This window comes from Acidovorax sp. CF316, assembly GCF_000276605.1.
Taxonomy (GTDB): domain Bacteria; phylum Pseudomonadota; class Gammaproteobacteria; order Burkholderiales; family Burkholderiaceae_C; genus Acidovorax.
Genome location: NZ_AKJX01000207.1, coordinates 29,622 through 50,593 on the forward strand (window position 1 = coordinate 29,622; position 20,972 = coordinate 50,593).

Below are 20,972 nucleotides of genomic sequence, written 5' to 3' on the forward strand. Positions count from 1 at the left end.
GAACGGGCATTGTAGGAAGATCGTGTGACCTCTGCAGAGAAGTTGGCAAGCAATCGTGCCACGCCGTGCGGAGATGCGCGCTGATCCTACAGCGCCATGGGCTACAACAGGCGGGGCTGGGCCGCCACGGTGACGTCCACCGCCCCATCGGCCAGCGTCGCGCGCAGGGCGTCGCCCGGACGGGCCTGGCGCACGCTGGTGACGGCGCGGCCCTCGGCATCGGCCAGCAGCGCGTAGCCGCGCTGCAGCACCAGGCGCGGGTCCAGCAGCTCCAGGCGCAGCGCGGCACGGTCCACCCGTTCGCGCAGGCCATCGATGCGGCGCTGCACCTGCACCGGCAAGGCGGCTGCGGCCGCCTGCTGGGCCTGCTCCATGCGCTGCAGGCGCAGCAGCACGGCATGGCGCATGCGCTGGGCCGTGCGGGCCATCTGCAGTTGTTCGCGCGCCACCAGCCCCGAGGGGCGGCCCAGGCGCGCGGCGGCCTGGTCCAGCCGCTGGTGGCGGGCGTCCAGCAGGCGCTGGATGCCATCAGCGATGCGGCCTTCGATCAGATCCAGGGCCCCCAGCCAGACTTCGCGCGGCTGCGCTACCAACTCGGCCGCCGCCGTAGGGGTGGGTGCGCGCAGATCGGCGCAGAAGTCGGCAATCGTGAAATCGGTCTCGTGCCCCACGCCGCTGACCAGCGGCACCGGGCTTTGCACAATGGTGCGGGCGAGCTGCTCGTCGTTGAAGGCCCACAGGTCCTCGATGGAGCCGCCACCGCGCACCAGCAGGATGGTGTCGATGTGCGGCTGGCCGGCCGCAGGCCCCTGCTCCGCCAGCCGGTACAGCCGCGCCAGCGCCGAGACAATGGACTGCGGCGCCGCCGCGCCCTGCACCTGCGCCGGGGCCAGCACCACGGGGATGTGCGGCGCCCGGCGGCGCAAGGCCGTCACCACGTCGTGCAGCGCAGCCGCCCCGAGCGAGGTCACGAGGCCAATGCCGCGCGGCTGCACGGGCAGTGGCCGCTTGCGCGCCGTGTCGAACAGACCTTCGGCCTCGAGCTGGGCCTTGAGGCGCAGGAACTGCTCGAACAGCGCGCCCTGCCCCGCGCGCTGCATGCTTTCCACAATGAACTGCAGGTCGCCCCGGGCCTCGTACACCCCGAGCTTGCCGCGCACCTCCACCAATTCACCATCGCGCGGCGAAAAGTCAAGCAGGCTGGCCGCGCGGCGGAACATGGCGCAACGCAGCTGGCCCTGGGGGTCCTTGATCGAGAAATAGCAATGCCCGCTGGATGCGCGCGAGAAGCCCGTGATCTCGCCGCGCACCGCGACAGGATTGAAGCGCGCCTCCAGCGCATCAGCAATGGCGCGGCACAGCGCGCCAACTTCCCATACGCGCGGCGCCACCATGGGGTTTGCGCGTTCAAACATGAGCAACGGCGGCCATTGGCGCCCCATTGACAGGCCGAGTCTTCCACAGAAACGGCGATGCAGCGCTCCGCATTGCCTGAGAAGCATTCTCGCCTCGAATGCCACAGATGCACGTGCAAGTCATTGATTTATAAGGATTTTTCACTGCGCAATTTTTCATCAATCTGTTGCAAGCACGGCGCCAAGCCACTTTGCGGGCCTGGACAGCCCGGTTGCCCACAAAGTTATCCACAGTTTTTGTGGGTGACGCGCCGGCCTAAAAGAGCGTCCGCCAAGGTAACGGTTTGTGACCGAAAGCTGTCAAGAAGCTGGGCCATAATCACCGATTGCCCCTCATCTGCGCGGAGAGAGATTTGCTGTCCATCATACAAGCCGCAGGCTGGCCGATCTGGCCGCTGATCCTGTGTTCCATCCTCGGAATGGCCCTGGTCATCGAACGTTTCGTGGCCCTCAAGACGGCCCGTGTAGCCCCACCCAAGCTGCTCGATGAAGCCATCACCGTTTCGTCCAAAAGCCTGCCCACGCCCGACGTGGTGAATCAGCTGGCCCAGAACTCGGCCCTGGGCGAGGTGCTGGCCAGTGGCCTGCGCACGCTCAACAGCAACCCGCAGTGCAGCGAGGCCGACCTGCGCGCTGCCATGGAAGGCACGGGCCGCTCCGTGGCCCACCGGCTCGAAAAGTACCTGGCCGCCCTGGCCACCATCGCTTCGGCGGCGCCCCTGCTGGGCCTCTTGGGCACCGTCATCGGCATGATCGAGATCTTCGGCTCCCAGGCCGGCGGCGGTGGCGTGGGTCAGGCCATGGGCGGGGGCAACCCGGCCCGGCTGGCACACGGCATCTCGATCGCGCTGTACAACACGGCCTTCGGCCTGATCGTGGCCATCCCGGCGCTGATCTTCTGGCGCTATTTCCGCGGCCGCGTCGATGCCTACCTGCTGACCCTGGAACTCGCATCCGAGCAGTTCGTGCGCCACATCCTGCGCCACAAGAAGTGACGGGGCGGCCATGAACTTCCGCCCCCGCACCAAGGAAGAACCCGAGATCAACCTGATCCCGTTCATCGACGTGCTGCTGGTGATCCTCATCTTCCTGATGCTGACCACCACCTACAGCAAGTTCACCGAGCTGCAGCTGACCCTGCCCGTGGCCGACACCGAGCAGCAGCGCGACCACCCCAAGGAAGTCGTGGTCGCGGTGGCGGCGGATGGCCGCTATGCGGTGAACAAGGCCGGCGTGGACGGCAAGAGCGTCGATGCCGTGGCCCGCGCCCTGCGCGAAGCCGCCACCGCCATCGGCAAGGACAGCGTGGTCATCATCAGCGCCGATGCGATGTCGCCCCACCAGGCCGTGGTGACGGTGATGGAGGCTGCGCGCCGCGTGGGCCTGACGCAGATCACCTTTGCCACCCAGTCATCGGCTGGCGCGCGCGCAGGCAACGGCGCCCGCTAGCGGACATGGCTGCCCCAGGGCTGCAGCCGCCCCCTTCTGCCGGTCTGGCAAGGGCCTGGCAATCCCGGGGCCTTGCTGCCTGGGCCCTGTGGCCCGTCTCCCTGCCCTACGGTGCCCTGGTGCGGCTGCGCCGGGCCCTGTACCGCAATGGCACGCTGCGCTCCGAACACCCCGGGCGCCCGACCATCGTGGTGGGCAATGTGATTGCCGGCGGCGCCGGCAAGACCCCCGTGGTGATGGCCCTGGTGGAGCATCTCAAGGCCCGCGGGCTCAAGCCCGGGGTTGTCTCGCGCGGCTATGGCCGCAGCACCGCCGACTGCCGCGAGGTGCTGGCCGACAGCCCGGCCAGCGAGGTCGGCGACGAACCCGCCCTGATCGCGCGCAACTGCGGCGTGCCGGTCTTCGTGGACCGCCAGCGGACCAGCGCGGCACGGGCGCTGCTGGCCCGCCATCCAGGCATCGACGTGATCATCTGCGACGACGGCCTGCAGCACCTGGCACTGCAGCGCGACCTGGAGGTCTGCGTCTTCAACGACCAGGGGGTCGGCAACGGCCTTCTGCTGCCCGCAGGGCCGCTGCGCGAGCCCTGGCCGCGCAAGGTGGACTGGGTGCTGCATCCCGACACCACCCCCCCCCCGGCCGGCACGGCACCCGCGTTTGCATTGCAGCGCGGCCTGGCCAACCATGCCGTGCGCGCCGATGGCAGCAGCGTGCCGCTGCCATCGCTGCGCGGCCAACCCGTGCATGCCCTGGCGGCGATTGCCCGGCCCGAAGACTTTTTCGGCATGCTGCGGGCCCAGGGGCTGACCCTGGCGCGCACCACCGCACTGCCCGACCACCACGACTTCACCGGCTTCACCGACCCGAGCGATGGGGCAGCACCGGGCACGCAAATGCCACTGCTGTGCACGGCCAAGGACGCGGTGAAGCTCTGGAGCCTGCGCCCCGATGCGCTGGCCGTTCCGCTCGAAGTGCGCCTGGACCTGGGCTTTTTCGCAGCCCTCGACGCCCGGCTGGCTGTTTTGCTGGGCGCCGCCTCGCTATCATCGCCCCCTGCCCGCCCATCAGGCGATTGATTGACTGACTGAACCAACGTTTGCCGGAAAGCTGCCGCCATGGACCCCAAACTGCTTGAACTGCTGGTCTGCCCCGTTACCAAGGGCCCGCTGACCTTTGACCGCGAGCACCAGGAACTGGTCTCGCGCAGCGCGCGCCTGGCCTACCCGGTGCGCGACGGCATCCCCGTGCTGCTCGAAAACGAGGCGCGCACGCTGACCGACGAAGAAGTCGAGGCATGAGCGCGGTGGTGCCCGCATCCGCGCCCTTCACGGTCGTGATCCCGGCGCGCATGGCATCGAGCCGGCTGCCGGACAAACCCCTGGCCGACATCGCCGGCCTGCCCATGGTGGTGCGCGTGGCCCAGCGCGCGGCGCTGAGCGGCGCCGCCCGCGTGGTGGTGGCGGCCGATGACGCGCGCGTGCTGCACGCCTGCCAGGCGCATGGCGTGCCCGCCATCCTGACCCGCACCGACCATGCCAGCGGCAGCGACCGGCTGGCCGAGGCCTGCGAGCAACTGGGCCTGGCAGGCGACGACATCGTGGTCAATGTGCAGGGCGACGAACCGCTGATGGACGCGAGCCTCATCGACGCCGTGGCGGCCCTGTTGCCAGCGCGGCCCGAGGCCAGCATGGGCACGGCTGCGCACACCATCCACACCCTGGCCGACTACGAAAACCCGAACGTGGTGAAGGTGGTGCTGGATGCCCGCGGTCTGGCGCACTACTTCAGCCGCGCCCCCATTCCGTGGGCGCGCGACCATGCGGGCACGGCCTGGTGGGAAAGCGCAACGGGCGCGGTGCCGGCAGGCTTCGCACCGCTGCGCCACATCGGCATCTACAGCTACCGCGCGGGCTTTCTGCGCGCCTTTCCCACCCTGTCCCAGGCACCTACCGAGGTCATGGAAGCGCTGGAGCAATTGCGTGCGCTGTGGCACGGCCACCGCATTGCCGTGCATGTCACGGACACGGCACCCGGCCCCGGCGTGGACACCCCGCAGGACCTCGAGCGCGTGCGCGCCCTGCTGGCCTGACGCCAAAGGGGCTGCAAGGCGGTTGAGCGCACTGATCTGGTGCGGCCATGCCCCATCCTACGCATTTATACGCACGTCATATCGCGCGTGTAAGCCAGTGCAAGGCGGTCACATGCTATCCTCGACGCAACGAGAGCATTGCATCCCGGGCCCCACAAGCGCCTGCGCGAGCACTGACGTAGCAGCACACCACCCCGCAGCCCCTGCCCATCCGTGGAGCACTGCGGTCTTTTTTTGCTGCCACGGCGGTGACCTGTGCGCCGGCGCGCGATCCGCCCCTGCCAGCAGTGCCAGCCGATTTCTAACCTTCGAGGACCTTCATGAGACTGATTCTGTTGGGCGCGCCCGGCGCCGGAAAGGGCACGCAAGCCACGTTCATCTGCCAGAAGTACGGCATTCCGCAGATCTCCACCGGGGACATGCTGCGCGCTGCCGTGAAGGCCGGCACACCGCTGGGCCTGCAGGCCGATGCGATCATGAAGTCGGGCGCCCTGGTCAGCGACGACCTGATCATCAACCTCGTCAAGGAACGCATTGCCCAGCCCGACTGCGCCAAGGGGTTCCTGTTCGATGGTTTCCCACGCACCATTCCTCAGGCCGATGCAATGAAGGCTGCGGGCGTGAAGCTCGACTACGTGCTGGAGATCGACGTGCCCTTCGAGGCCATCATCGAACGCATGAGCGGCCGCCGCTCGCACCCCGCCAGCGGCCGCACCTACCACGTCAAGTTCAACCCACCCAAGGTGGAAGGCAAGGACGACGTGACTGGTGAAGACCTGATCCAGCGCGACGACGACAAGGAAGAAACCGTCAAGAAGCGCCTGCAGGTCTACAGCGACCAGACCCGCCCCCTGGTGGACTACTACAGCCAGTGGGCCAAGGCCGAACCGGCAGCCGCCCCCCAGTACCGCGCCATCAGCGGCATGGGCAGCGTGGACGACATCACCCAGCGCGCCTTCGCGGCCCTGGCCAGCTGATTTTTCGGCTGCGGCCACACCAACAACAAAGCCGGGCATGCCCGGCTTTGTTGTTTCTGCACGCCTTGGAGGCGCTGCCTGCCGCGCAGCTTACTTGGTCTTCGGGGCAGGAGGAATGGGCATGTTGGGCATGGTCATGGAGCCGGGCTTCTGGCCAGCGGCACAGGGGCCGAGGTAACGGGCCTCCATCACGGTATTGTCGCTGGCCTTGCCCATGAGCGGCGGGTTGAACGTGCTTTTGACCTCGACCTTGTAGGCGCTGGAATAGTCGCCCGAGCTCACCGACTGCGAGGTCACCGTGGTCGAACCGATCTTGCAGACCGCATCGGCAGTGATGGTGTTGCCACTGCGCTTGATGTCGTTCTTGCTGCACATGGTCTTGGACTGCTCCAGGGCCGTCTTCTGCATCTGGGCCTCGAAGGCCTCATCCGTGCACTGCTGCATCACGGTGGGCGGCGTGCCTGGGCTGGATGTGGCCTTGATCTCCCACAGCCCCGCCTTGCGCTTGGGCATGTCCTGGGATTGCGCAGGCAGGGCTGCCAGTGCCACGGCTGCGGCCACGAGAGAGAGGGAAACGAAACGCATGGGACAACTCCTGCAAAGTGATGCGCCGGATGATAGTTGCGCTCCCGCGCAGAACCAATGGCGCGGCTAAAAGCTGTGCAACCAAACGTGCACTATTCGACGCGCGCGCCGCTTCTGGCCTCAGGCAGGACTGGAGCGCAGGCCGTAGGCCTTGCCATCGACGAACAGGTACTCGGCACGCAGCACCGGATCGCCCTTCTCCTCGCGCAACGTGAAGCCCAGTACCGAGATGGCCGTGCCCGGCTTGATCTCGGCCACCTGCCAGGCCTGCATGCGGGTCAGCGGCGCCAGCTCGACCTCCCACATCCGGTCCCTGCGCGTGGGCAGCACGGCACGGGCCAGCAGGGCCTTGCCATCGACCGGTGCCGTCTGCGCGGGCACTGCGCGCTGTGCCAGGTTGGGCGGCAAGGCCAGGTTGGCGGGCAGCTCCAGCTCCAGTTCGGCATGCGGGTTCTGCCAGCGCACCTTGCGCACTGTGCCTTCGAGGTAGATCGGGCGGTCCGCATCGAAACTGCTCCAGCCGTGGTGGGCATGGGCCGCCAGGGGAACAAGGGGAAGGACGCTGGCCACGGTGAGAATCTGGCGACGCTGCAAAGGCATGGAGTTTTTCCTTTCGAATGTCAGAGGTACGCTATCCAGCGACCACAGGCGACGATGGCCAGCCAGATCAGAGTGGACAGCAGCATCTGCGCCCGCGCCAGGCCATCGAGCCGTGCCAGCGAACCGCGCCCATGAAACCACGCCGCGTTGCAGCCGGCAAGCATCAACAACAGCATCTTCAGGGTGAAGGCCCGGTTGGCGAGCAATTCCTGGGGCTGCGTGGCAAACATCACCAGGCCCGACAGAGCCGCCATGCCAAAGCCGCACAGTGCCAGCGACAGGCTCAGTCGCGCCAGGTCCCGGGGCGGCAGCGCGGCACCCCAGCCAAACACCCGCAGCTCCAGCAGCACCAGGTTGCCCAGCAGCAGTGCAATGCCCACAATGTGCACCACCTCCAGTGCCGGATAGGCCCATACATGGGATCGGAGGGCGGTGAACATGCGGGGCTTCCTGGCGTTGTGGGTTGGCTTAGGCCTTCCTAGCCCAGCAGATCGAGCACCAGGCTGATGCGCGCCTTCACGGGGGACAGGCCGGGAGCGGCCACGAGGGCATTGCCCGGCGTGGGCAGCAACTGCCCCTCGGGGCAGCGCGTGGCACGCACCACGCGCACACCCACGGCCTGGGCCCGCAGCAACGCGGCCTCCAGCGCATGGTGCAGGGTGCCGTTGCCGGTGCAGGCAACGACCAGACCCTGGACACCATCGCGCACCAGCGCGTCCACCGCACGACCGCTGGCGCCCGCATGGCTTACCACCAGTTCCACCCAGGGCCAGGGTGCGTCGGCGGTCTGGTTCTGCATGGCTGCAAGACCCTTGCCTTGCGAGACGGCGGGCCAGCCCTGCACCAGGCGCACTGCGCCCTCTTCCACCCAGCCCAGCGGCCCGGCATCACCGGAGCTGAACGGGTCGACCCGGTAGGGGTGCACCTTCTGCACGCGCTGCGCGCCATGGATGGCGCCGGCAGCCACCACCACCACGCCCTGCGCACCAGTGCTGGCCGCCACCGCCACGGCGTCGAGCAGGTTCTGCGGGCCATCGGGCACCAGCGCGGTCGAGGGGCGCATGGCGCAGGTCAGCACCACGGGCTTGGTCGCATCCAGCACGGAGTGCAGGAACCAGGCCGTCTCTTCGATCGTGTCGGTGCCATGGGTGATGACGACGCCGCGCACGGCGGGGTCGGCCAGGCACTCGGCGCAGCGCAGCGCCAGGGCCCGCCACACGCCATGCTCCATGTCCTTGCTGTCGATCTGGGCCACCTGCTCGACCACCAGGGGACCACCGGCCAGCGCCTGGAGCCCTGGAACGGCCGCCAGCAGCTCGCCCACCCCCACCTGTGCGGCCGTGTAGCCGATGTTGTCCCCCGCCTGCGCAGCGGTGCCGGCAATGGTGCCGCCCGTACCCAGAACCACAATTTTTTGCGCACTCACTTGCATACTCCGAAAAACTGGTGAAAAATACAGCTACTGGATTAAAAAACAGTTATTTGCCACTGTACCGGCACACACTGGAAACCACCATGCTCGACAACCCCAAGCTCACTGCCCGCCAGCAACAGATTCTGGACCTGATCCAGACCGCCATTGCGCGCACCGGCGCCCCCCCTACCCGCGCCGAGATCGCGACCGAGCTGGGCTTCAAGTCCGCCAATGCGGCGGAAGAGCACCTGCAGGCCCTGGCCCGCAAGGGCGTGATCGAGCTGGTCAGCGGCACCTCACGGGGCATTCGCCTGCGCGGCGAGACAGTGCGCTCCATCAACGCAGCACGCGGCACCCAGTTCAGCCTGCCCATTCCCGGCCTGTCGCAGTTGATGCTGCCGCTGATCGGCCGGGTCGCAGCAGGCTCGCCCATTCTCGCGCAGGAGCATGTCGATCAGACCTACAGCGTGGAAAACAGCCTGTTCCAGCACAAGCCTGATTACCTGCTCAAGGTGCGCGGCATGTCCATGCGCGACGCCGGCATCATGGACGGCGACCTGCTGGCCGTGCAGTCCACGCGCGAGGCGCGCAACGGCCAGATCATCGTGGCCCGCCTGGGCGACGACGTCACCGTCAAGCGCCTGCGCCGCACGGCCACCGGCATCGAGCTGCTGCCCGAGAACCCGGACTACCCCGTGATCACCGTGCAGCCCGGCGAGGCCTTCGAGATCGAAGGCCTGGCAGTCGGCCTGATCCGCAACACCATGCTCATGTAATTGCCGTCGCGCTGCCCAGGTGGCGGGCGTTTGACGGGCGGGGTGCCGGGTATCGGGCACCGCCGCTGGTCAGCCCTGGGCGGCGCCATGTTCCTTGCAATCCTGCCTGTGTTCACCACCGACCTTCGGAGTCTTCACATGGGAATTGCTTCTTTGACCTTCTCGGCCTTCTCCCACCCCCTGCATGCGCTGACACGCTGGCTGCAGCCCATCGCCATGCAGGGCGGGCACGACAGCGCTGCGGCACGGCTGCGCACCTGCAAGGCGCCAGTGCCTGCCCATGCGGCACCCGCATGGCCTACCACGGCCCGCATGCCACGCGACGAGATCGCACTGCCGGCCACGGGCACGCGCAGCCTGCACCCTGCCCCCGGCGCCGACCCCCTGTGCAACCATGTCCAGGCACGCCGCGTGGTGCGCGTGCTGCGCACGGCCGCCTCGGGCGCCGATGCCGGGCGCCTCGTGATCTCGGGCCGCATGGCCGATGTCTGCGCGGAGCTGGACCGCATGGCCGCGCGCGAGGCGCTGCTGCAACACTGAGCACGCGGCCTGCGGGCTGGCGCGGGGACACGGCCACCATGGCCTGCAACGCCCGGCCGTCGACTGCGCAGAGCCCGCCGCAACGGCCGCGGGCACCCGCATTGCGCATGCACCCAGGCCGTCGAGGCATGTGGCATTCACGCAGCGTTGCAAATGCTGCACGCCCGACGGGGCTTGGGGCACAAAGACCGCGGCCCGCCAAGGCACAATGTCGGGATGAACATCGTGATCCTCGACGACTACCAGGACGCAGTGCGCAAGCTCCATTGCGCCACCCGGCTCGACGCCTACACCGCCAAGGTCTATACCAACACCGTCAAGGGCCTGGGCCAGCTGTCGATACGGCTCAAGGACGCCGACATCATCGTGCTGGTGCGCGAGCGCACCCAGATCACCCGCCAGCTGGTCGAAAAGCTGCCGCGCCTGAAGCTCATTGCCCAGACCGGCAAGATCGGCAACCACATCGACGTGGCAGCCTGCACCGAGCGTGGCATTGCCGTGGCCGAGGGCGTCGGTTCACCCGTGGCACCGGCCGAACTCACCTGGGCACTGGTGATGGCCGCCACGCGCCGACTGCCGCAGTACATCTCCAACCTCAAGCATGGGGCCTGGCAGCAGTCGGGCCTCAAGACCGCGTCCATGCCGCCCAACTTCGGGCTGGGCACGGTGCTGCGCGGCAAGACGCTGGGCATCTGGGGCTACGGCCGCATCGGTCAGCTCGTGGCCGGCTATGGCCGCGCCTTCGGCATGAACGTGCGCGTCTGGGGCCGCGAGGCATCGCGCGCCCAGGCCCTGACCGATGGCTACCAGGCCGCCACCACGCGCGAGGAGTTCTTCTCGCAGTGCGACGTGATCTCGGTGCACCTGCGCCTGAACGACGAGACACGCGGCATCATCTCGCTCGAAGACCTGTCGTGCATGAAGCCCACCTCGCTGTTCGTGAACACCTCGCGCGCCGAACTGGTCGAGTCCGACGCCCTGATCGCCGCCTTGAACCGGGGCCGCCCCGGCATGGCGGCCGTGGACGTATTCGAGAGCGAGCCCATCCTGCAGGGCCATGCCCTGCTGCGCCTGGAGAACTGCATCTGCACGCCGCACATCGGCTATGTGGAGCAGGACAGCTACGAGCTCTACTTTGGTGCGGCCTTCGACAACGTGGTGAACTTCATCAAGGGCACGCCGACCAATATCGTGAATCCAGGTTCTCTGCAGGTGCGACGCTAGCAACTGAGCGCTGCAACGCAGCGAGCACCAATAAAAAAGGCTTCCCGAGGGAAGCCTTTTTTGCCCTGTGGTGCGCCGCCCGAAGGCAGCGCTCCCACACGGATTGCATTCGACCGGATAACTAGGCGGGGAGCCGCAGACAGTGCTGTAGCACGGCAAGGCTCCCCAACGACGTTAGCCGGTTGAAGGCAAGTCCGTGCCTTAGTTCAGGGGGGTCTTCTTGCCGTCCTTGTAGTTGTACAGGGTGATGGCAGGGTTCTTCATTTCGCCGTTGGGTTCGAAGGCGATCGTCGAGGTCACGCCCTTGAAGCTGGACTTGAGCAGCTCGGGGGTATAGACCTTGGGGTCGACCGAGTTGGCGCGCTTCATGGCGTCCACGATCAGGAACGTGGCGTCGTAGGTGTAGGGGCTGTACACCTGGAACTGGTTGGGGTACTTGGCGTCGTACTTGGCCTTCCAGGCCGTGCCGCCAGGCATCTTGGCCAGCGATGCGCCGCCTTCGGCGCAGATCACGTTGGCCAGGGTCTTGGCGCCGGCAGCCAGCTTGGCGATTTCGGCCGTGCAGATGCCGTCACCACCGAAGTACTTCACGTTGCCCATGCCCAGCTGTTCCATCTGGCGCAGCATCGGGCCACCTTGGGGGTCCATGCCGCCGTAGAAGATGGCGTCGGGGTTCTTGGCCTTGATGGCGGTCAGGATGGCCATGAAGTCCGTGGCCTTGTCGGTCGTGAACTGCTCGTCCACCACCTTCATGCCCTTGGCGGCTGCGGTCTTCTTGAACACGTCGGCAACACCCTGGCCGTAAGCGGTACGGTCGTCGATGATGGCGACCGACTTGAGCTTCAGCGTGTCCACGGCGTAGGCAGCCAGACCAGCGCCCAGGGCGTTGTCGTTGGCGATGATGCGGAACGTGGTCTTGTAGCCTGGCTTGGTCAGGTTGGGGTTCGTGGCCGCGCCGGTCACGTGGGGGATGCCGCAGTCGTTGTAGACCTTGGACGCGGGGATGGTGGTACCGGAGTTGAGGTGACCGACCACGCCAGCAACCTTGGCGTCGCACAGCTTCTGTGCAGCAGCCGTGCCCTGCTTCGGATCCGCAGCGTCGTCTTCAGCCTGCAGCTCGAACTTGATCTTCTTGCCGCCGATCGTCACGCCTTGTGCGTTCAGCTCTTCAATGGCCATGCGGGCGCCATTTTCGTTGTCCTTGCCGTAGTGGGCTTGGGCGCCGGAAACCGGAGCCACGTGGCCGATCTTGACCACCTGCTCTTGTGCAGAGGCCACACCAGCAGCAGCCGCGATAGCAGCAACCACGGTCAGTTTCAACTTCAATTGCATATCAATCTCCAGTAAAGATAAACGCTGAGAAATGTTCTTGTGTCTCAACGCAGGCGAACATATCGCAATTTACGGGCCAGATCATTAGGGAACACGATTAAATGTGGGAGAAACCACAGGGGAATACCCTGTCATCCCTTGGTGGGCGTGGGCTGGCCGCCGGCAAGCTCATCGGCCACAGCCTCGTACACAGCGTGGCGAACCACGGATTCGATCTCCTCGCGCAGGCGCGGAAGCACTGAACGCGTCTGCTCCTGCACCACAGTGGCGATGGCATCGCGCAGGCGCTGGTCCAGTGCCACGTCCACCCGCTGCATGACCCGGTGCACCATGTACTCCTCCATGCCCTCTGGCAGTGCACGCGCGGCCGCCGGCTGCCCCACATTCGGCACGGCAGGTGCAGATGCCGCGGCGGGCACGCCAAGCGGTGCCGCAAAAGGCCCAGGCGCAGCGACCAAAGGCCTGGCAGGCACGGAAGCGGCAGGTACTGCAGGCGCGGGAGCCGGCGTGGCGACAGGAGCGACCACGGGTGCAGCAACCACGGGTGCCGGGGGGGCAACTGCTGCCGCTGCAATCTGCGCGCGCCGCAATGCCAGGGCCTCCAGTGCACGGCCGGCCGCCTGCGCCACCGGCGAAGACGCTGCGGGAGTGGCGGCGGCAGGCGGGCGCGCCGGAGCGCTCTGCGGCGCGGCGCCGCGGCTGGCAACGCGGCCATCCGGGGCCGCTGCAGGAAGCGGGCGCGCAGGCGCCGCCGAAGGCGCTGGCGGCTTGGCCACCAGCGGCACGGGCATGGCACCCGGCGGCGCCTGCACCACTTCAGTGAGCGTGGGTACAAAACGGGGCGGCGTACGGGGCGGCGTGGTGGCCATCAAGCGCCTTTCAGCACCAGATCGTGGCGCACGATGGCGTAGCCGCGCGAAGCGTAGTGGCGCCAGCGGTTGCGCGCCTGCCCCCGGTCTTCCTCGTCATGGGCGCTGACCACTTCGATCAGCTTTTCGAAGCGCCCGAAACCTTCAGGCACCTCAGCGCCCAGGTTCAACAGCACCTCGTGGTGCGGAGCACCCTGCACATCGGACGTGAGCAGCACCGGCGAAGCCAGGCGCAGGTCCTCGTCGGCCGCGTCGGTGCAGTGGGCGACGAAATCCTGCGGCGCCATGCTCCACATCTGCCGGTCCAGGGCAGCCAGCACATGGGCCGGACCGGCGATCACCAGGCGGGCATCGCTGCGCAGCACCTTGCGCGCAAACCGGCAGGCATAGGCCACCTTGTCCGGCGCGTTGAAATGGAAGGCGACCTCGGTCATCGGAGCTCAGGCGGCCTTGGCGCGCGCACGCTTGGCGGCGGGCTTGGGAGCCTCGGTCGCTTGCGCCTCGCGGTCCAGCAGGTACTGCACCAGCAGGCCGACCGGGCGGCCGGTGGAGCCCTTGGCAGCCCCGCCCTTCCAGGCGGTACCGGCGATGTCCAGATGCGCCCAGGGCATGTCGCCCACGAACTTCTGCAGGAACTTGGCGGCCGTGATGGCACCGCCCGCGCGGCCTGCCACGTTGCCCATGTCGGCAAAGTTGCTCTTCAGGCCGTCGGCGTAGTCGTCATCCAGCGGCATGCGCCAGCACGGATCCTGCGCCGCCTCACCCGCCGCCTGCAGCGCCTGGGCCAGGCCTTCGTTGTTGCTGAACAGGCCGCTGCGCACACCACCCAGTGCGATCACGCAGGCACCCGTGAGCGTGGCGATGTCCACCACCGCCGCCGGCTTGAAGCGCGCGGCATAGGTCAGCGCATCGCACAGCACCAGCCGGCCTTCGGCGTCGGTGTTGAGCACCTCGATGGTCTGGCCGCTCATGCTGGTCACCACATCGCCGGGCTTCACGGCACGGCCGTCGGGCATGTTCTCGCAGGCGGGGATCAGGCCCACCACGTTGATGGCCGGCTGCAGCTCGCCCAGGGCACGGAACACGCCCAGCACGCTGGCGGCGCCGCACATGTCGAATTTCATCTCGTCCATCTCGGCCGCAGGCTTGATGGAGATGCCGCCGGTATCGAAGGTGATGCCCTTGCCGACCAGCACCACGGGAGCCTGGTCCTTGGCGCCGCCGCTGTAGCGCAGCTCGATGAAGCGCAGCGGTTCTTCCGACCCCTTGGCCACGGCCATGAAGGAACCCATGCCCAGGCGCTCGACCTCGGCCGGGCCATGCACCTTGCACTGGATGCGCGGCTGCTTGGCCAGCGTCTTGGCGGCATTGGCCAGCAGGGTGGGCGTGGCATGGTTGGCGGGGCGGTTGCCCCACTCGCGGGCAAACTCCACCCCTTCGACGAGGGCCACGCCCTGGTAGAAGGCCACGCGCACCTCGGAGGGGTCGGGCACGCCCACCACCAGGCGGGAGAGGCTGCGCGCCTCGGCCTTGGGCTTGGTCGTGGTGTAGACATAGCTGGCATCGGCCACGGCCTGCACCGCGGCGCACACCGCGTCGGCCTGGGCGCTGCCGGCAAAGCACAGCACCACGCGCTTGGTCTGGGGTGCCTTCAACGCGCCCGCAGCAGCGCCCAGGGCCTGGCGCACGGAACGGGCCGCGCCATCGCCCACGCCCAGCAGCAGCACGCGGCGCGCTGCCACGGCAGGCACCTGGTACAGCGGCAGGCTCTTGCCGGGCTTGGCGGAAAAGTCGCCTTGCTTGAGCGCCAGGGCCGCCAGCGTGGACAGGGCATCGCGCCCGGGCTTGAAGCCCTCCGGAACCAACACAACCAGCAGGTCGCATTTTTCCAAAGCAGCTGCCGGCAACTCAAGGGTCTTCAGATCAAAGTTCATAATCGGTGTTTTCCTCAGAGCCAATGTTATTCGATTCATCCATCCGCAAGGAGCTGGCGCGCAGCTTCGGGGCCACACTGGTGGTGCTGGTCACCGTGGTGATGACCATGATGCTCATCCGCACGCTGGGCCAGGCCTCGCGCGGCAGCGTGAGCCCGTCCGACGTGATGCTGGTCATGGGCTTCACCGTGCTGGGTCAGCTGTCCACCATTTTGACGCTGAGCCTGTTCGTCGCTGTGGTCAGCACGCTGTCGCGCATGTACCGCGACAGCGAGATGGTGATCTGGTTCGCCAGCGGCCGCGGCCTGACCAGCCTGCTGCGCCCGCTGCTGCGCTTTGCCTGGCCGTCCATGCTGGTGATCTCCGTGCTCTCGCTGCTGGTATGGCCCTGGGCCAACACCCAGATCCAGGAGCTCAAGACCCGTTACGAGCAGCGCAGCGACATCGACCGCATCGCCCCCGGTGAGTTCCAGGAGTCGGCCAACGGCAGCCGGGTGTTCTTCATCGACAAGGACAGCCCCGACAACCTGGCCGGCAACAACATCTTCATCGCCACCAACGTGGCCAAGAAGGAAACGGTCACCTCCGCGCGCAGCGCCCGGCTGGAAACCAAGGACGGCGAGCGCATCGCCACGCTGGTCCAGGGCCAGCGGCTGGAAACCGAGCACGACAAGCCCGGCCTCAAGATCAGCGAGTTCGAGGAATACACCACCCGCATCGGCTCGGCCCCCGCCGGCTCCGCCGAGGAGCTGTCGGTCAAGACCCGTGCCACCCATGAGCTGCTGATGCAGCCCCTGCCCGCCTACCGGGCCGAGCTGGGCTGGCGCATCGGCCTGGCCCTGGCGGCGCTGAACTTCGTGGTCCTGGGCCTGGCCGTGGCCACGGTCAACCCGCGTGCCGGGCGCAGCACCAGCCTGGTGTTCGCCCTCTTCGCCTTCATCGTCTACTACAACCTCATGACCCTGGGCACCAGTTGGGTCGGCGCCGGGCGCCTGGGCCTTGGCAGCTTCATGCTCATGCTGCACGGCGGCACCCTGGCCTTCTCGCTGCTGGTGCTGACCGCACGCCACAACAACTGGAGCCTGCGCCGCCTGTGGCAGCGCCGGAGCCCCACATGAAAACCATCCGCCGCCTGATCCACCGCGAGGCCTTCTTTGCGGTGGCTTACGTCACCATCGGCTTCCTGGCCCTGTTCTTCTTCTTCGACCTGGTCGATGAACTGCGCTGGGTGGGCCGCACCGGGCCCCAGGGCTACCAGCTCTCGCACGCCATGCTGTTCGTGGTGCTCAGCATCCCGAGCCACCTGTACGAATTGCTGCCCATCACGGTGCTGATCGGCACCATTTTCGTGATGGCGCGCCTGGCGCAGAGCTCCGAATTCACCATCATGCGCACCAGCGGCATGGGGCCCTGGCGCGCCATGCGCACCCTGCTCACACTGGGCGGGTTCTTCGTGGTGCTGACCTTTGCCGTGGGCGACTACATCGCGCCCCTGAGCGACAAGGCCGCGCAACTCATCAAGGTGCGCCACCTGGGGCGCCTCACCTCGGGTGCCACCGGCGCGTGGCTCAAGGAACGCCAGAACGACCACTCCTACGCAGTCAATGTGCGCGCCCTCACGCCCGATGGCGGCATGCTGGACATCCGCATCTTCGAATTCAACGCCAAGGGCCTGCTCGCCTCGCAGACCCGCGCCGCATCGGGGCGCTTCGGCGACGGCGGTGCCTGGGAGCTCACCGGCGTGCAGCGCAGCAGCTTTTTGCAGCGCGGCGAAGACCAGGCGCGAGTGGACCGGCTGGACGTGCCCGCACTGCAATGGCCCACCCGCATCAGCGCCGACATGGTGGCGGCCTCGCTGCTCAAGCCCGACCGCATGGCCACGGTGGACCTGTTCCAGTACATCCGCCACCTGGACAGCAACGGCCAGTCGGCCCAGCGCTACGAGATCGAATTCTGGCGCAAGGTGTTCTACCCCCTGTCCTGCCTGGTGATGGTGGTGCTGGCCCTGCCCTTTGCCTACCTGCATTTCCGCTCGGGCGGCATCGCCGGCTATGTATTCGGTGGCGTCATGGCCGGCATCAGCTTCTTCCTGCTCAACAACGTGTTCGGCTACGCCGGCAACCTGCAGAACTGGTCGCCCTGGCTCACGGCGGCAGCGCCGGGACTGATTTACTCCCTGCTGTCGCTGGGCGCCTTCAGTTGGCTGGTACTCAGACGCTAGCCACACCCATGACCGACCACGCCATCGTCCTTTTCGCCCACGGCTCGCGCGACCCCCTGTGGCGCGCGCCCATGGAAGCCGTGGCTGCACGCATAGCGGCGCAGCAACCCCGCCGGCCCGTGGCCTGCGCCTACCTGGAGTTGTGCGCCCCCGCCCTGCCCGAGGCCGTGGCGCAACTGGTAGCCCAGGGTGCCCGGCAGGTCACCGTGGTGCCCATGTTCCTGGGCACCGGCAAGCATGCGCGCGAGGACTTGCCCGTGCTGGTGCAGCAACTGCGCACCGCCCACACGGGCGTGCAGTTCAACGTGCAGACGGCCATTGGCGAGGACCCGCGCATGACCGCGCTCATGGCGGAAATCGCCTGCGAGTCGTCTCCGAGCTGAGTTTTTGCAACCTCGCCGCATATCCCTTAGATGCTTGCAGCATAATGATGCAACTCTTTAGGCGATATCAGATATGAATCTGCACCAATTCCGCTTTGTCCAGGAGGCCGCGCGGCGCGGCCTGAACCTGACCGAAGCCGCCAAGGCACTGCACACCTCGCAGCCGGGCGTCTCCAAGGCCATCATCGAGCTGGAAGAAGAGCTGGGCGTTGACATCTTCGCGCGCCACGGCAAGCGCCTCAAGCGCATCACCGAGCCCGGCCAGCATGTGCTCAAGAGCATCGAGGTCATCATGCGCGAGGTGGGCAACCTCAAGCGCATCGGCGAACAGTTCAGCGCCCAGGACAACGGCACGCTGAGCATCGCCACCACCCACACCCAGGCCCGCTACGTGCTGCCCGTGCCCGTGGCACGCCTGCGCGAGGCCTACCCCAAGGTCAACATCAGCCTGCACCAGGCCACGCCCGACCAGGTGGCGCGCATGGTCATCGACGAGGTGGCCGAGATCGGCATGGCCACCGAGTCCCTGGCCGACTACCCCGAGCTCGTGACCCTGCCCTGCTACGAGTGGGAGCACGTGCTGGTGCTGCCGCCCGGCCACCCGCTGGCGCAAAAGGAACGCATTGGCCTCGATGACATCGCGCACGAGGCGCTCATCACCTACCACCCCTCGTTCACCGGCCGCGGCAAGATCGACCACGCCTTTGCCGCACGCCGCCTGCAGCCGCGCATCGCGCTCGAGGCCATCGATTCGGACGTGATCAAGACCTATGTGCGCCTGGGCCTGGGCATCGGCATCGTGGCCGAGATGGCCATGCGCGACGACCCCGTGGGCGACCTGGTGGTGCGCCCCGTGGGCCACCTGTTCGGCCAGAGCGTGGCGCGCGTGGCCTTCAAGCGCGGAGCCTACCTGCGCAATTTCGTGTACAAATTCGCAGAACTGCTGAGCGACCGCCTGAGCCGCGAGTTGATTGCCCGCGCGATGAGTGGCCATGTGAACGACTACGAACTCTGATGGGGAGGCACCATGGATGCTATTTCTTCGGCAGCACCGCCTTGTGTCTGCTGTGGCCAGGCACTGCGCGCCGGACTCGAGAAATGGCACCAGGTGTGCGCCCTGTGCGGCTACGAGTCCGCGCAGCTCGCGCCAGCGATCAACCAGGCCGCATCGCACCAGAAGGTCGATGAAGCCCGGCGCGACACCGGCCTCAAGAGCCTGCGCGAGCTCAACTTCCGCCAACTGCTGGACCGCATCGGCCAGCACGTCGCCCCTGCGGGTAGCCGCTTGCTGGACGTGGGTGCGGCCCATGGCTGGTTCGTGAAGGCCGCAGCAGGCCGGGGATTCAGCGCCCTGGGCCTGGAGCCGGACCGTGCCGTCTGCGAGCAGGCGCAGCGTACCGGTGCGCTGGTGCGCGAGGGCTTCTTTCCCGATGTGCTCGCCGAGGGCGAGCAGTTCGAGGTGATCGTCTTCAACGACGTGTTCGAGCACATTCCGCATTCCGACACCCTGCTGGCCCAGTGCATGGCACGGCTGGCCCCAGGGGGCCTGCTGGTGCTGAACCTGCCTTCCAGCCGCGGCATCTTCTACCGCACCAGCAAACTGCTGCACCGCTTCGGCGCGGGTGCCTTCTTCGACCGGCTCTGGCAAAAAGACATGCCCTCGCCGCACCTGCACTACTTCCATGCCCGCAACCTCACCCAGTTGAGTGCACGGCACGGACTCACCCTGGTCGACTCGGCCCACCTGGCAAGCATCCACCTGGGCGGCCTGTACGCACGCATTGCCTATGTGAAGTCGGGCCTGCGCTGGCTGGCACCGTTGATCTGGCTGTCCATCGTGGCGGCCTACCCGCTGGTACGCTGGGGCGCGCCGAGCGACATCGACGTGGTGATCTTCCGCAAAAGGGCCACGTAGGTCCTGTTTCCTTACCCCCTCCATTCCCTGTTTTTCTTCTCTTTTCGTTCCTTCCCATGACCCTCGCGACCGACACCGCACGCACCCCTGCCCTTGCCAGCAAGCTGCCTCAGGTGGGCACCACCATCTTCACCGTGATGTCAGCCCTGGCGGCCGAGCACAACGCCGTGAACCTGGGCCAGGGTTTTCCGGACTTCGCCTGCGACCCCGCGCTGGTCGATGCCGTCACCGCCGCCATGCAGGCCGGCCACAACCAGTACCCGCCCATGACCGGCGTGCCCGCGCTGCGCGAGGCCGTGTCGGCCAAGATCGAGGCCCTGCACGGCCGCCGCTACGACCCGGCGAGCGAGATCACCATCACCGCCGGCGCCACGCAGGCCATCATCACCGCCATCCTGGCCATCGTGCACCCGGGCGATGAAGTCATCGTGCTCGACCCCTGCTACGACAGCTATGTGCCCAACATCGAGCTGGCCGGCGGCCGCGCGGTGCGCGTGCCGCTCACGCCCGGCACGTTCCGGCCCGACTTCGGCAAGATCAGCGCCGCCATCACGCCACGCACGCGCGCCATCCTCATCAACACCCCGCACAACCCCAGCGCCACCGTCTGGAGCGCCGAGGACATGCAGGCGCTGCAGGACCTGCTCGCCCCCACCGACATCCTGCTGATCAGCGACGAGGTCTACGAGCACATGGTGTTCGACGGCGGCCAGCACCAGAGTGCTGCGCGCTTTGCGGGCCTTGCGGCGCGCGCCTTCATCGTCTCGAGCTTCGGCAAGACCTTCCACGTCACAGGCTGGAAGGTGGGCACGGTGGCCGCGCCCGCCGCGCTGACAGCAGAGTTCCGCAAGGTACACCAGTTCAACGTGTTCACGGTGAACACCCCCGTGCAGTACGGCCTGGCCACCTACCTCAAGGACCCTGCCCCCTACCTGCAGCTTCCCGCCTTCTACCAGGCCAAGCGCGACCTGTTCCGCGAGGGCCTGGCCGGCTCGCGCCTGAAGCTCTTGCCCAGCACGGGCAGCTACTTCCAGTGCGTGGACATCTCGGCCGTGAGCGATCTCAATGAATCGGACTTCTGCCAGTGGCTCACGCGCGAGATCGGCGTGGCCGCGATTCCGCTGTCGGCCTTCTACGGCGACGGCTTCGACCAGCGCGTGGTGCGTTTCTGCTTCGCCAAGAAGGACGACACCCTGCGCGCTGCATTGGAGCGGCTGCGCAAGCTGTGACCTGTGGGCGGCCTGCGAGC

At 67.3% G+C, this 20,972-nt stretch carries 24 protein-coding genes; 15 read left to right on the forward strand and 9 right to left on the reverse strand.

Annotated elements, in window-relative coordinates:
• Positions 1 to 101: 101 nt before the first annotated feature.
• Positions 102 to 1,415: an exodeoxyribonuclease VII large subunit gene (gene xseA / locus PMI14_RS25275; protein ID WP_035205675.1), complete on the reverse strand. Its 1,314-nt coding sequence runs from the start codon at positions 1,413 to 1,415 to the stop codon at positions 102 to 104.
• A gap of 353 nt (positions 1,416 to 1,768) precedes the next feature.
• On the opposite strand from xseA, the gene PMI14_RS25280 reads away from it, so the two are divergent.
• The 6 genes from PMI14_RS25280 (at position 1,769) to adk (ending at position 5,930) form a co-directional block, all read left to right on the forward strand.
• Positions 1,769 to 2,410 carry a MotA/TolQ/ExbB proton channel family protein gene (locus PMI14_RS25280; RefSeq protein ID WP_007858736.1) on the forward strand — a complete coding sequence of 214 codons (642 nt, stop codon included), beginning with the start codon at positions 1,769 to 1,771 and terminating at the stop codon, positions 2,408 to 2,410.
• A 10-nt stretch (positions 2,411 to 2,420) separates the two neighbouring features.
• Positions 2,421 to 2,864: a biopolymer transporter ExbD gene (locus tag PMI14_RS25285; protein ID WP_007858737.1), complete on the forward strand. Its 444-nt coding sequence runs from the start codon at positions 2,421 to 2,423 to the stop codon at positions 2,862 to 2,864.
• A gap of 5 nt (positions 2,865 to 2,869) precedes the next feature.
• Positions 2,870 to 3,940: a tetraacyldisaccharide 4'-kinase gene (lpxK, locus tag PMI14_RS25290; RefSeq protein WP_007858738.1), complete on the forward strand. Its 1,071-nt coding sequence runs from the start codon at positions 2,870 to 2,872 to the stop codon at positions 3,938 to 3,940.
• Positions 3,941 to 3,979: 39 nt separating this feature from the next.
• A complete protein-coding gene (locus PMI14_RS25295) occupies positions 3,980 to 4,162 on the forward strand; it encodes a Trm112 family protein (RefSeq protein ID WP_007858740.1) in 183 nt (60 codons plus the stop codon).
• Entirely contained in the window at positions 4,159 to 4,953 is a 795-nt protein-coding gene (gene kdsB / locus PMI14_RS25300; RefSeq protein WP_007858742.1) for a 3-deoxy-manno-octulosonate cytidylyltransferase, read from the forward strand. Before PMI14_RS25295 ends, kdsB begins: the two co-directional genes overlap by 4 nt.
• A gap of 320 nt (positions 4,954 to 5,273) precedes the next feature.
• On the forward strand, positions 5,274 to 5,930 hold the full coding sequence (gene adk / locus PMI14_RS25305) for an adenylate kinase (RefSeq protein ID WP_007858743.1): 657 nt from the start codon (positions 5,274 to 5,276) through the stop codon (positions 5,928 to 5,930).
• Positions 5,931 to 6,020: 90 nt separating this feature from the next.
• Here the strand turns inward: adk and PMI14_RS25310 are convergent, their stop codons facing one another.
• The 4 genes from PMI14_RS25310 to PMI14_RS25325 form a co-directional block, all read right to left on the reverse strand.
• Positions 6,021 to 6,515 (reverse strand): DUF3617 family protein, encoded by a 495-nt coding sequence (locus PMI14_RS25310; protein ID WP_007858745.1) that lies wholly within the window; start codon positions 6,513 to 6,515, stop codon positions 6,021 to 6,023.
• Between the two features lie 120 nt (positions 6,516 to 6,635).
• The gene (locus tag PMI14_RS25315; RefSeq protein ID WP_007858747.1) at positions 6,636 to 7,115 is read right to left on the reverse strand and encodes a DUF6152 family protein; all 480 of its coding nucleotides are present in this window, start codon (positions 7,113 to 7,115) and stop codon (positions 6,636 to 6,638) included.
• A 20-nt stretch (positions 7,116 to 7,135) separates the two neighbouring features.
• Positions 7,136 to 7,555, reverse strand: a complete 420-nt coding sequence (locus PMI14_RS25320; RefSeq protein WP_007858749.1) for a hypothetical protein — start codon at positions 7,553 to 7,555, stop codon at positions 7,136 to 7,138.
• A gap of 38 nt (positions 7,556 to 7,593) precedes the next feature.
• Positions 7,594 to 8,547, reverse strand: coding sequence for an asparaginase (locus PMI14_RS25325; protein WP_007858751.1), 954 nt, complete (start codon positions 8,545 to 8,547; stop codon positions 7,594 to 7,596).
• A gap of 83 nt (positions 8,548 to 8,630) precedes the next feature.
• Between PMI14_RS25325 and lexA the strand changes: the two genes are divergently transcribed.
• The 3 genes from lexA (at position 8,631) to PMI14_RS25340 (ending at position 11,069) form a co-directional block, all read left to right on the forward strand.
• Positions 8,631 to 9,305, forward strand: coding sequence for a transcriptional repressor LexA (lexA, locus tag PMI14_RS25330; protein WP_007858753.1), 675 nt, complete (start codon positions 8,631 to 8,633; stop codon positions 9,303 to 9,305).
• Between the two features lie 138 nt (positions 9,306 to 9,443).
• The gene (locus tag PMI14_RS25335) at positions 9,444 to 9,845 is read left to right on the forward strand and encodes a hypothetical protein (RefSeq protein WP_007858755.1); all 402 of its coding nucleotides are present in this window, start codon (positions 9,444 to 9,446) and stop codon (positions 9,843 to 9,845) included.
• A 216-nt stretch (positions 9,846 to 10,061) separates the two neighbouring features.
• Positions 10,062 to 11,069: a D-2-hydroxyacid dehydrogenase family protein gene (locus PMI14_RS25340; RefSeq protein WP_007858757.1), complete on the forward strand. Its 1,008-nt coding sequence runs from the start codon at positions 10,062 to 10,064 to the stop codon at positions 11,067 to 11,069.
• A 201-nt stretch (positions 11,070 to 11,270) separates the two neighbouring features.
• Here the strand turns inward: PMI14_RS25340 and PMI14_RS25345 are convergent, their stop codons facing one another.
• The 4 genes from PMI14_RS25345 to PMI14_RS25360 form a co-directional block, all read right to left on the reverse strand.
• Positions 11,271 to 12,401: a branched-chain amino acid ABC transporter substrate-binding protein gene (locus tag PMI14_RS25345; RefSeq protein WP_007858759.1), complete on the reverse strand. Its 1,131-nt coding sequence runs from the start codon at positions 12,399 to 12,401 to the stop codon at positions 11,271 to 11,273.
• A gap of 131 nt (positions 12,402 to 12,532) precedes the next feature.
• Positions 12,533 to 13,270 carry a hypothetical protein gene (locus PMI14_RS35650; protein WP_108016436.1) on the reverse strand — a complete coding sequence of 246 codons (738 nt, stop codon included), beginning with the start codon at positions 13,268 to 13,270 and terminating at the stop codon, positions 12,533 to 12,535.
• Complete coding sequence (locus PMI14_RS25355; RefSeq protein ID WP_007858761.1) at positions 13,270 to 13,704, reverse strand: DNA polymerase III subunit chi; 435 nt, start codon at positions 13,702 to 13,704, stop codon at positions 13,270 to 13,272. Before PMI14_RS25355 ends, PMI14_RS35650 begins: the two co-directional genes overlap by 1 nt.
• A 6-nt stretch (positions 13,705 to 13,710) precedes the next feature.
• Complete coding sequence (locus tag PMI14_RS25360; protein ID WP_007858762.1) at positions 13,711 to 15,204, reverse strand: leucyl aminopeptidase; 1,494 nt, start codon at positions 15,202 to 15,204, stop codon at positions 13,711 to 13,713.
• 23 nt (positions 15,205 to 15,227) lie between these two features.
• On the opposite strand from PMI14_RS25360, the gene lptF reads away from it, so the two are divergent.
• The 6 genes from lptF (at position 15,228) to PMI14_RS25390 (ending at position 20,952) form a co-directional block, all read left to right on the forward strand.
• Positions 15,228 to 16,322 (forward strand): LPS export ABC transporter permease LptF, encoded by a 1,095-nt coding sequence (gene lptF / locus PMI14_RS25365; RefSeq protein ID WP_007858763.1) that lies wholly within the window; start codon positions 15,228 to 15,230, stop codon positions 16,320 to 16,322.
• On the forward strand, positions 16,319 to 17,425 hold the full coding sequence (lptG, locus tag PMI14_RS25370; protein WP_007858764.1) for an LPS export ABC transporter permease LptG: 1,107 nt from the start codon (positions 16,319 to 16,321) through the stop codon (positions 17,423 to 17,425). The genes lptF and lptG overlap by 4 nt, the downstream gene beginning before the upstream one ends.
• An 8-nt stretch (positions 17,426 to 17,433) precedes the next feature.
• The gene (locus PMI14_RS25375) at positions 17,434 to 17,808 is read left to right on the forward strand and encodes a sirohydrochlorin chelatase (protein ID WP_007858765.1); all 375 of its coding nucleotides are present in this window, start codon (positions 17,434 to 17,436) and stop codon (positions 17,806 to 17,808) included.
• A 73-nt stretch (positions 17,809 to 17,881) separates the two neighbouring features.
• On the forward strand, positions 17,882 to 18,823 hold the full coding sequence (locus tag PMI14_RS25380; protein ID WP_007858766.1) for a CysB family HTH-type transcriptional regulator: 942 nt from the start codon (positions 17,882 to 17,884) through the stop codon (positions 18,821 to 18,823).
• Between the two features lie 12 nt (positions 18,824 to 18,835).
• On the forward strand, positions 18,836 to 19,723 hold the full coding sequence (locus PMI14_RS25385; protein WP_007858767.1) for a bifunctional 2-polyprenyl-6-hydroxyphenol methylase/3-demethylubiquinol 3-O-methyltransferase UbiG: 888 nt from the start codon (positions 18,836 to 18,838) through the stop codon (positions 19,721 to 19,723).
• A 56-nt stretch (positions 19,724 to 19,779) separates the two neighbouring features.
• Positions 19,780 to 20,952, forward strand: coding sequence for a pyridoxal phosphate-dependent aminotransferase (locus tag PMI14_RS25390; RefSeq protein ID WP_007858768.1), 1,173 nt, complete (start codon positions 19,780 to 19,782; stop codon positions 20,950 to 20,952).
• Positions 20,953 to 20,972 lie beyond the last annotated feature (20 nt).

Coding starts and splice junctions, on each gene's coding strand:
- PMI14_RS25285 (WP_007858737.1), top strand. CDS start 2,421: ATGAACTTCCGCCCCCGCACCAAGGAAGAACCCGAGATCAACCTGATC.
- adk (WP_007858743.1), top strand. CDS start 5,274: ATGAGACTGATTCTGTTGGGCGCGCCCGGCGCCGGAAAGGGCACGCAA.
- kdsB (WP_007858742.1), top strand. CDS start 4,159: ATGAGCGCGGTGGTGCCCGCATCCGCGCCCTTCACGGTCGTGATCCCG.
- PMI14_RS25310 (WP_007858745.1), bottom strand. CDS start 6,515: ATGCGTTTCGTTTCCCTCTCTCTCGTGGCCGCAGCCGTGGCACTGGCA.
- lexA (WP_007858753.1), top strand. CDS start 8,631: ATGCTCGACAACCCCAAGCTCACTGCCCGCCAGCAACAGATTCTGGAC.
- PMI14_RS25385 (WP_007858767.1), top strand. CDS start 18,836: ATGGATGCTATTTCTTCGGCAGCACCGCCTTGTGTCTGCTGTGGCCAG.
- PMI14_RS35650 (WP_108016436.1), bottom strand. CDS start 13,270: ATGGCCACCACGCCGCCCCGTACGCCGCCCCGTTTTGTACCCACGCTC.
- PMI14_RS25380 (WP_007858766.1), top strand. CDS start 17,882: ATGAATCTGCACCAATTCCGCTTTGTCCAGGAGGCCGCGCGGCGCGGC.
- xseA (WP_035205675.1), bottom strand. CDS start 1,415: ATGTTTGAACGCGCAAACCCCATGGTGGCGCCGCGCGTATGGGAAGTT.
- PMI14_RS25345 (WP_007858759.1), bottom strand. CDS start 12,401: ATGCAATTGAAGTTGAAACTGACCGTGGTTGCTGCTATCGCGGCTGCT.
- lptF (WP_007858763.1), top strand. CDS start 15,228: ATGTTATTCGATTCATCCATCCGCAAGGAGCTGGCGCGCAGCTTCGGG.
- PMI14_RS25295 (WP_007858740.1), top strand. CDS start 3,980: ATGGACCCCAAACTGCTTGAACTGCTGGTCTGCCCCGTTACCAAGGGC.
- PMI14_RS25355 (WP_007858761.1), bottom strand. CDS start 13,704: ATGACCGAGGTCGCCTTCCATTTCAACGCGCCGGACAAGGTGGCCTAT.
- PMI14_RS25315 (WP_007858747.1), bottom strand. CDS start 7,115: ATGCCTTTGCAGCGTCGCCAGATTCTCACCGTGGCCAGCGTCCTTCCC.
- PMI14_RS25340 (WP_007858757.1), top strand. CDS start 10,062: ATGAACATCGTGATCCTCGACGACTACCAGGACGCAGTGCGCAAGCTC.
- lpxK (WP_007858738.1), top strand. CDS start 2,870: ATGGCTGCCCCAGGGCTGCAGCCGCCCCCTTCTGCCGGTCTGGCAAGG.
- lptG (WP_007858764.1), top strand. CDS start 16,319: ATGAAAACCATCCGCCGCCTGATCCACCGCGAGGCCTTCTTTGCGGTG.
- PMI14_RS25375 (WP_007858765.1), top strand. CDS start 17,434: ATGACCGACCACGCCATCGTCCTTTTCGCCCACGGCTCGCGCGACCCC.
- PMI14_RS25325 (WP_007858751.1), bottom strand. CDS start 8,547: ATGCAAGTGAGTGCGCAAAAAATTGTGGTTCTGGGTACGGGCGGCACC.
- PMI14_RS25390 (WP_007858768.1), top strand. CDS start 19,780: ATGACCCTCGCGACCGACACCGCACGCACCCCTGCCCTTGCCAGCAAG.
- PMI14_RS25335 (WP_007858755.1), top strand. CDS start 9,444: ATGGGAATTGCTTCTTTGACCTTCTCGGCCTTCTCCCACCCCCTGCAT.
- PMI14_RS25360 (WP_007858762.1), bottom strand. CDS start 15,204: ATGAACTTTGATCTGAAGACCCTTGAGTTGCCGGCAGCTGCTTTGGAA.
- PMI14_RS25320 (WP_007858749.1), bottom strand. CDS start 7,555: ATGTTCACCGCCCTCCGATCCCATGTATGGGCCTATCCGGCACTGGAG.